The sequence below is a fragment of the Desulfovibrio sp. DV genome (assembly GCF_001936595.1).
Classification (GTDB): Bacteria; Desulfobacterota; Desulfovibrionia; order Desulfovibrionales; family Desulfovibrionaceae; genus Solidesulfovibrio.
On sequence record NZ_MLBG01000154.1, the window covers coordinates 1 to 9006 of the forward strand.

Consider the following 9006-nt stretch of genomic DNA (forward strand, 5'->3'; position numbering starts at 1 on the left):
AAAAAAAGGATCATGGAATGAACGGCTCGCTGCTCGTGCGTCTGCCCAAGGGCGAAGACCTGCTGGCTGCCCTGGTCTCCTTTTGCCTGGAAAAAAACATCACCAAGGGACACGTGAGCCTCATCGGCTTCCTGGAAAAAGCCGTGCTCGGCTTCTATCTCCAGGACACCCGCGAATACGCCGTCCGCACCCTGGATTGCAGCACCCAGATCCTCTCCGGCCTCGGCAACGTCTCCCTCATGGAAGGCCTGCCCGTCATCCACCTGCACCTGACCCTGCTTCAAAGCGATTTCACCACAACCGGCGGCCATGCCCTGCCCGGCAGCATCCTCTTTGCCGGCGAAGCCTGCATCACGCCCATCGAGGGGCCGTGTCTGCACCGGGGCCTGGACAGCGCAACCGGCCTGCCGCTGTGGGACCAGACCGGCATGTAGGGCCATACTCCGCAACGGGCAGGGGCGCGTCTCCCGCTTGCGGGCCGGCCGGGAAACCGGTCAGGCCGCAAGCGGGAGACGCGCCCCTTTCACATTGCGCCCCCGGCCCCAGGACCGGGGAACCCACCCCTACGGCCAGCAGGTTTCCTTGCCGACGGCGGCCGACTTGCCGGACGTAAGCTCCAGGGCCATGGCCCGCACCGCTTTCCTGCCCGCCGGGCAGGCCGATTTGCGGCCGGCATCCGGCAGCGTCTCGGCATAGAGGAGCTTCCCCTTCTCCACATGCGCCCCGGGCGCCACCGTGGCATCGAGCGTCTGCTTCTGCCCGGCCAGATTGACGGCCATAAGCCCATGGATGGCGTCGGACTGGCCGTTTTGCACAAAGAGCGTGTCCCCGGCCAGCCCGTCAAAGGCAAAATCACCGCCGTTTGGAACCTCGAAAAGCGGCGTGCCCTGCTGCATCTCGCACACCGCGTCCGGCGAATCCGCTGTACTGTGGGCCAGGACGCGCAGGGTGTGGCCGTCGGTATAATTGGCCAGCGTCTCCACCACGGCATAGCGCGGGAAGAAATAGCAGGTCTTATTGTAATAGGCATGGACCTCGGCTTGGTCCGTGCCGGGCAGACCAACCGCCTTGCCCCGCTCGATGGTGGTGGCCCCGTACTCGGCCGTCATGGGTGTTACGTCGTCAACAGCCAGCACCTTGTAGGTCTTGCCCTGGCGCACCACGCTCTCGCGCACGACCCCGCGCACCCGCACCTTGATGTCAAGCATCGTTGTCATGATCGATCCCCGGTCAAATGGGACATAGACCACGCCGGGTTCCTGGGGGCTGGTCAACTCGATGCCGCCTTGCGCGCTCTGGTGCAACATGCCGTAGACGGTGGTTTTTCTGGTTTCATCCTGGGCCTCGGCCAATGCCGGCGCAGCCATCAGGCCGCCGAGCAACAGGGCAAGCGTCACCAGGGGGGAGAAAACTCGATGCATAGGGCCTCCTTGACGGAATACCCCCCGGGTATCAGAGCCTTGCCATTTTGCAAACGTGTCATTTCCCATCATCGCAGTTGAAAAAATATGGCACGCGGGTATGAATGGGACAATTGGAGGCCGGCATGAACGATGTTCCCGTAAGCGGCTCGCGGCAGACCTGGAAAAACTGGCTTATCGCGGTTCTTGTTGTCATCGCAGCCGGTGAATTCTTCCTGTTAAACCGGACGCCAACGTCTCCGGCTCCGGCTCCGGCTCCGGCCCCGACTGAAACCGCCCCGGCGGCCAAGGCCACCCCGACCTCCCCGGGTTCGCTGGACGCCGTGCGCGTGGCCGGGCTGGCCATGGACCCCGAGCGCGGCCGCTACCTGCTCGCCGCCTTCGACCGGCCCGTGGCCGGAGCCAGGGAAGGCGCTTCCCCGGCGGCCGACCCCGCGTCCATCGAACCGCCCATCCCAGGCCGCTGGACCTGGGTGTCGCCCTATATGCTGCGCTTCGAGCCGACCGACGGCTTTGCCCAGGCCACCACCTATACCGTGAAGTTTGCCCCCGCCGCCCTGCTCACCCCGCCCCAGACCCTGGCCGGCCAGGATTCGTGGCCGGCCAGTTACGGCAGCTTCGAGGTGGCCCGGCTGACCGCCCACCTCGAACCGGCTCCCGAAGGCGGCGCGCTGGTGGTGGTCCGCGGCGAGGCGGCCTTTAACCGATCGGTTGATCCCAAGGCCCTGGCCGACCATATCCAGTTGATCGACCCCCGGGACCCGTCCAAGCCGGTGGCCGTATCCCTGACCACCACCTATGGCTCCAAAAAGCTCGGCTTCGTGTCCGATCCCATCGAAAAAACGCCGCAGCAGCGCGACGTAAAGATCGTGGTCACCCCGGGCGTGCGCCCGGAAAAGGGCAACATTGCCCTGACCCGCGAGGCCGTGGCCGTCATTCCCGTGGTGCTCGATCCGCATCTGCGCCTGCGCGAGGTCAAGGCCGCATCCGAGGAAGGCGCAGCCACCATCCGACTCACCCTGTCCACCCCGGTTGAGCCAAGCGAGGACACGGCCGGGCATATCAGCCTCGAGCCCGATATCGCCTCGGAACTGGCCGCAGACGGCGCGGAACTGCTGTTAAGCGGCCCCTTCGAGCCGGGGCGCGAATACACCGTCACCCTGGACAAGGGTCTGGTCGCGGCCGATGGGGCCGTGCTCGACGCCACGGTCAAGCGCAGCGTGCGTATCCCGGACCTCGAACCGTCGGTCGATTTCCGCGACCAGGGCCTGTTCCTGTCCCGAAACGGCTACAAGAATCTGGCCGTCAAAAGCGTCAACGCCACAGCCGCCGAAGTCTCCATCGACCGGGTCTATTTCAACAACATGTTCCCGCTTTTCACCATGGACTATTCCGCCTTTGAGGATGCCTACGGCGGCGGCGGGATAAATTCCAACCTGGGCGACCGGATCTTTAGCGACCGCGTTCCCCTGCGCCACAAGAACAACGCCGCCGAGATCACGCCGCTTAATCTCGAAAAATACATCCAGGGCCACGAACCCGGCCTCTACCGCATGGCCCTGACCGTGCCCGGCAAATTCGAAGGCTTCCAGCGCTTCATCTGCATCACCGACATCGGCATCGTGGCCAAAACCGGTCCCGGCGACCTGCTGGTCTGGACGGCCTCGATGACCAGCCTCGCCCCGATGGCCGGCGCTTCGGTCAAGGTCCTCTCCCATCAAAACCAGGAACTGGCCTCGGGCGCGACCGACGCCCAGGGTCTTTTCCGGGCCAAAATCGACGCCAAGGCCGCCTCGGACAAGCGCCCGTACCTGATCGTCGTCCAAAAAGGCACGGACACGAGCTTCCTGCTCTACGACCGCTTCCGGGTGGACGAGGGCGGCCTCAATGTTGGCGGCGAAGTCATGCCGGCAGCCGGCTACACCGCCTTTATTTACGGCGAGCGCGACATCTACCGGCCGGGCGAGACCCTGGAAGGGCTGGCCGTGGTGCGCGACGTGCGCCTGAGCGTGCCGCCCTCCATGCCGGTGCTCATGCGGCTGTCCGACCCGCAAGGCCGCAAGATCGGCGAACAGGCCGCCGTCACCGGGGCCGAGGGCGCGGTCAGCCTCAAACAGGCCCTGCCGACCCAGTCCCTGACCGGGGCCTACACCCTGGAACTGCTGACCGGCGAGACGGTTATCGGCCAGTACCGCTTCCAGGTGGAAGAATTCGTGCCGGATCGTATCAGCGTGGCGGTCACATCCGAGACGGCCACGGCCGCTGCCGGCGAACCCGTGTCCTTTGCCGTGGCCGGGCGCTATCTCTTTGGCGCGCCCGGAGCCGATCTGCCGGTGGAAGCCCGGGGCCGGCTCGTCAAGGCGGCCTTTGCCCCCAAGGGCTTTGAGCAATACGTGTTTGGCGACCCGGAACGAAGCTTTGAAGATATGGAATTTTTCCAGGAAACAGGGACGCTTGACGCCGAGGGCAAGCTCGCTTTCGCAGCCGAGCTGCCCGGTGACCTGTCCCCGCCGGCCGCCCTGGAAGCGGTCCTGACCGCCCGGGTGCGCGAGGGCGGCGGCCGGGGCGTCACCGGCCTGGTCCGGCTGCCGGTGCATGTCTATCCAGCCTATCCGGGCCTCAAACGTCTGGCCAGCGAGGCCGTCAGTCCGGGCAAGCCCCTGTCCCTTGACTGCGTGTCTGTGGCCTCAGGCGGCAAGTTGGCCGCCACGGCCTCGCTGACGGCCACACTCTACCGCGACGAGTGGCAAACGGTCCTGCGCAAAGGCCCGGACGGGTCGCTTAAATACGAGTCCGTGCGCGATCCCAAGGTCATCGACACCAAGGATGTGCCGCTTACCGGCGGCAAGGGCCGGGTAAACTTTACCCCGCCGTCCTTTGGCAGCTACCGGGTGGCCCTGGCCGATCCGGAATCCGGCGCGTCCACCCAGCTGGAATTCTATGCCGGCGGCTTCGGCTATTCGCCCTGGGCCATGGAAAATCCGGCCCGCATCGAACTCAAGCCCGACAAGACCGACTATGCCTCCGGGGAAAACGCCCGGTTGCAGGTGCGCGCGCCTTTTGCCGGCAAATTGCTCGTGGCCGTGGAAGGTTCGGCCATCCACGACGTCCAGATCCTTGATCTGCGCGGCAACACCGGCGAAATCGTCATCCCTGTCAAGCCCGAGTATTTGCCCGGCGTGTACGTGACCGCAACCCTCGTGCGCAAAGTGGGCGACGTGGTGTCCGGCAGCCCGTCGCGGGCCTATGGCGCGGTTCCCATCGGCGTGGACAAGGCCTCGGGCCGCCTGCCGGTGGCCATTGCCGCCCCGGCCGAGATCCGGCCCGGAACGACGCTGACGGCCGAGGTCAGCGCCCCCCCCGGCAGCATCGTCACCGTGGCCGCCGTGGACGAGGGCATCTTGCAGCTTATTGCCCAGAAGACCCCGGACCCCTTTGCCGCCTTCTATGCCAAGCGCCAGTTGCAGGTGGAAACCAGCGACACCTTTGCCCTGCTTTTGCCCGAAGTGGCCCCGCTCCTCGGCAAGGCCCTGGCCGGCGGCGGCGACGGCCTGGAAGACCTGTCGGGCTTTGTGCGCTCCCAAAGCCCGGCCGCCAAGACCGTGGCCTTCTGGTCCGGTCTGGTGTCTGTCGGTCCCACGGGCAAGGCCACCGTGCATTTTGACATCCCGGAATTCCAGGGGCAGGTGCGCCTCATGGCCGTTGGCATCTCGGGCCGGCGTTTTGCCTCGGCCGAAGCCAAGACCATCGTCAAAAGCCCGCTGGTCCTGTTGCCGTCGTTCCCGCGCTTCCTGTCCTTTGGCGACAAGGCGCAAACGACCATGACCGTTAAAAACGACACGGGCAAAGACGGCACGTTCACCGTGACGCTGACCGTCTCCGGCCCGGCCAGCGTGGCCGACTCCCCGAAAAGCGTGGCCATCGCCAGGGGAGCCACGGCCTCGGTGCCCTTTACCCTGACCGCCGGACAAAACGAGGGCGTGGCCGCCCTGGCCGTCGCCGTCTCCGGGGCCGGGGAAACCAGCACCGACTCGGCCACCATTCCGGTGCGCTCGCCGCTGCCGGCCCGGACCTCGGTGCGCTCGGGCAGCCTGGAAACGGCAAGCCTGACCATCCCGGAACTGGCCTCCGGGGAATTCCTGCCCGGCACGGCCCGGCGGGACGTCACCGTGGGGGCCTTTCCGCTGATCCGCTTCACCGGGAATTTAAAAGCCCTGCTCGGCTACCCCTACGGCTGCCTGGAACAGACCACGTCCAAGGCCTTCCCGCTCCTCTACTTCGCCGATCTGGCCCGGGCCATGGACCCGGCGGCCTTTGAGAAAGAGAATCCGGCGGCCATGATCCTCTCGGCCATCCGCCGGGTGGCCGGGATGCAGCTCTATAACGGCGGCTTTTCCATGTGGCCCGGCGGCGACGAGCCCCAGCCCTGGATGAGCCTTTATGCCGCCCACTTCCTGGTGGAAGCGGCCGGGGCCGGCTATCCCGTGGACAAGGACGTGCTGGGCCAGGCCCTGCGCTATGCCGCCGAAACCGGGCGCGAAGCCAAGCTCGACACCCCGGACGGCCAGAAGCTTGCGGCCTACGCCCTCTATGTCCAGGCCAAGGCCGGCCGGGCCGATATCGGAGCCATGGACAATCTGCGCGACGCCCACGGCAAGGCCCTGCCGGCCGATGCCAAGGGCCTTTTGGGCGCCGCCTACGCTGCCGTCGGCAACACCCGGGCTGCCGACATCCTGGTGGCCGGCCCGGCCCCGTCGGGTGAGCCGCACAAGGAAAGCGGCGGCACCCTCGACTCCACCCTGCGCGACAAGGCCCTTTATCTGGCCGCCCTCATAGACGCCGCCCCGGCCGATCCGCGCCTGGGCAGTCTGGCCGTGGAGGTCGGACGGCTCCTTGAAGGCGAGGCCTATCCCTCCACCCAGGAAAACGCCTTTGCCCTGCTGGCGCTCGGCAAGTTCTACGCCCGCCAGCAAGCCCAAAAACCCTTCTCCGGCCAGCTTTTTGCCGGCTCGGGCCTGCTGTCGGATTTCTCCAACAGCAAGGTCCTAAGCCTTCGCGGCATCGGCGAACCCGGCGATCTGCGCATCAGCGTCAACCAGGGCTTCGAGCCGGGCAGCTGCTACTACTCGGTGCGCACCCGCGGCATCCCGGCCCCGGCCGCCTATGCGCCCCAGGCCGCCGGCCTGGAAGTGGCCCGGACCTACCTGACCCGAAACGGCGAGCCGCTTGCCGGCAACACCGTGCCCCAGGGCGCGCTGGTCGTGGTCAAATTCGCCGTGCGGGCAACAGCCGGGCCGGTCTCCAACGTGGTGCTGGAAAATCTGCTTCCGGCCGGGCTTGAGGTGGAAAATCCCCGCCTGGACACCACCGAGCGGTTGCCCTGGATGGGCGAGGACGACAAGGCCAAGGCCGCCTATCTCGATCTTCGCGACGACCGCATCCTCCTGTTCACCGACCTGCCGGCCGGCACCTGGCAGATCCACTACGCCCTGCTGCGGGCCGTGACTCCCGGCGTCTTCAGCCTGCCTCCGGCCCAGGCCGAGGCCATGTACGCCCCGGAACTGCGGGCCAGCGGCGAGGCCGCCACCTTCACCGTAACCAAAAATGACAAATAACAATCTGTTCTCTATGGAAAAATTCAACAGGCTCGTGTCATCCTGCGTCCGCAACAACGTTTCGGATCTGCACCTGCGGCCCGGGCAGCCGGCGGCTGCCCGCAAAAACGGGCAGCTCCATTTCCAGCGCGACATCACCTTTGCCGCCGAGGAACTCGACGCCCTGTTGCGAAACCTGACCACGGAACGCCAGCGGCGCATCCTGGCCGAGCGCTGGTCCGTGGACTTCTCGGCCCACTTCCCCGACGCCCAGATGCGGCTCAATGCCTTTCACACCGCCGACGGCCTGAGTCTGGCCATCCGGTTTCTGCCCTCGGCCATCCCGGACTTCGAGGCCCTAAACCTCCACCCCTCCCTGCGGGAGCTGTGCGCCCTGCCCTTTGGCCTGATCCTCATCTGCGGCCCCACCGGCAACGGCAAATCCACCACCATCGCGGCCATGATCCGGGAGATAAACGAAACCCGGCCCGCCCATATCGTCACCTTGGAAGACCCCATCGAATACCGGTTCGCCTCCGAACACGCCCTGGTCGACCAGCGCGAACTGGGAGCGCATTTCCCGAGTTTCGAGCAGGGGTTGCAGGACGTGCTGCGCGAGGACGCCGACGTCATCGTGGTGGGGGAATTGCGCGAGCCGGAAACCATGCGCCTGACCATAAACGCGGCCGAGTCCGGCCATCTGGTCATTGCCACACTCCATGCCGCCACGGCCGAGGAGGCGCTCCTTCGCCTGTGCAACGCCTTTACCGCCGATGCCCAGGATTTCGTACGCTCGCAACTGGCCTCGTGCCTGAGTGCCGTGGTGGTGCAACATCTGGAGCTATCGGCCAAGGCCGGGTTTCGCGTCCCGGTCCTGTCCATCGCCCGAAGCGCCCCGGCCCTGCGCAATATCATCCGGGAAAACCGCTTCAATCAGATCGAGAACATCCAGCAGGCCGGCCGCACGGAAAACATGTTCACCTTCGAGCGCTACCGCGAGGAGTTCCTCGGCGCCAAGGTCCGGCTGACTCCGCCGACCCTGGTCTTTCGGGCCACCACCAAGCCGGGCTTGCCCCTGGTGCGCCCGGCCGAGGCCCTCCCGCGGCCGGCCGAAGCCAGCCAACGGACCGCGACCGGCCCAACGCCGGTATCGTCTCCGCCAACCGTGTCCGCAGCTGAGGACCTCGACACCGGCACCACCTACGAGCCCTACCGCATCGACGACGAGGTGTCCCTGGAAGAACTCGTGGCCCAGATGCACGGCAAGCCCCCAGCGTAAGGAGCCAGCGCCCAGGCCACAGCCCGGGCTGTTGGCTGCAGCCGTTGCTCCACAATCCACACTGGCAAAGGAGCAGGGGCCTGCCCGGGCCGCCTCCGCCTACACTTTGTGACCGGACTTTTGCTGCGCGGCCCGCACCAAAAGGCTGACCGCCGTGGCGATGACGCCCCGGTGGTAGAGCATGGCCACATGGGCCACCGGGGCCGTGGCCACCACCTGCCAGCCCGGCCGGGCCGGATCGAGCCCGCCGTCGGGCACCACCAGATTGTCCACCGGCGAAACCAGGGCCGCAAGCGTGGCCCCGGATGGATCGGCCAGGGCGGCGATGCGGGCCAGAACCGGGCTGCCCGGAACCAGCGACCGGCCCAGGCGGCCCACGGCCAACCGGGCCAGGGCGCTTCCCTGGTGGGGCGTGCCCAGGGTGACCACCGCCAGGGTCCGCCGGGAAAACTCCGGCTGGGCGGCCAGATGCCGGGCCATCAGACCGCCCAGGCTGTGGCCGAGAAAACAAAGAGGGGCCTCGGCCGGAATACTCCGGCCAAGAGCTGCGGCGATGCGCCGGGCCTCGGTCTCGAAGTCCGTGCCATGGCTGGCGTAGCCCGGGACCAGGACCTGGGTAAACCCGGCCCGCACCAGGGCCGGGCGCAGGGCCAGAAAGGCAGCCGGATTGTGATAAAGTCCGTGCAGGCACACGACAACCGCCTCGCCGGCT

General features: G+C 66.7%; 5 protein-coding genes. 3 read left to right on the forward strand and 2 right to left on the reverse strand.

What is annotated here, in order from left to right:
- On the forward strand, positions 1-434 hold a 434-nt coding region (locus tag DVDV_RS20745; protein WP_254845477.1), incomplete at its 5' end, for a PPC domain-containing DNA-binding protein.
- Between the two features lie 129 nt (positions 435-563).
- On the opposite strand, the gene DVDV_RS20750 is transcribed toward DVDV_RS20745, so the two are convergent.
- Positions 564-1421 carry a hypothetical protein gene (locus DVDV_RS20750; protein ID WP_075356480.1) on the reverse strand — a complete coding sequence of 286 codons (858 nt, stop codon included), beginning with the start codon at positions 1419-1421 and terminating at the stop codon, positions 564-566.
- Positions 1422-1546: 125 nt separating this feature from the next.
- Between DVDV_RS20750 and DVDV_RS20755 the strand changes: the two genes are divergently transcribed.
- Together DVDV_RS20755 and DVDV_RS20760 are read left to right on the forward strand one after the other, a co-directional pair.
- A complete protein-coding gene (locus tag DVDV_RS20755) occupies positions 1547-7036 on the forward strand; it encodes an alpha-2-macroglobulin (protein WP_075356481.1) in 5490 nt (1829 codons plus the stop codon).
- 13 nt (positions 7037-7049) lie between these two features.
- Positions 7050-8294, forward strand: a complete 1245-nt coding sequence (locus tag DVDV_RS20760) for a type IV pilus twitching motility protein PilT (RefSeq protein ID WP_075356482.1) — start codon at positions 7050-7052, stop codon at positions 8292-8294.
- 99 nt (positions 8295-8393) lie between these two features.
- On the opposite strand, the gene DVDV_RS22555 is transcribed toward DVDV_RS20760, so the two are convergent.
- Positions 8394-9006: triacylglycerol lipase (locus DVDV_RS22555; protein ID WP_075356483.1), on the reverse strand; the 613-nt coding region annotated here is incomplete at its 5' end.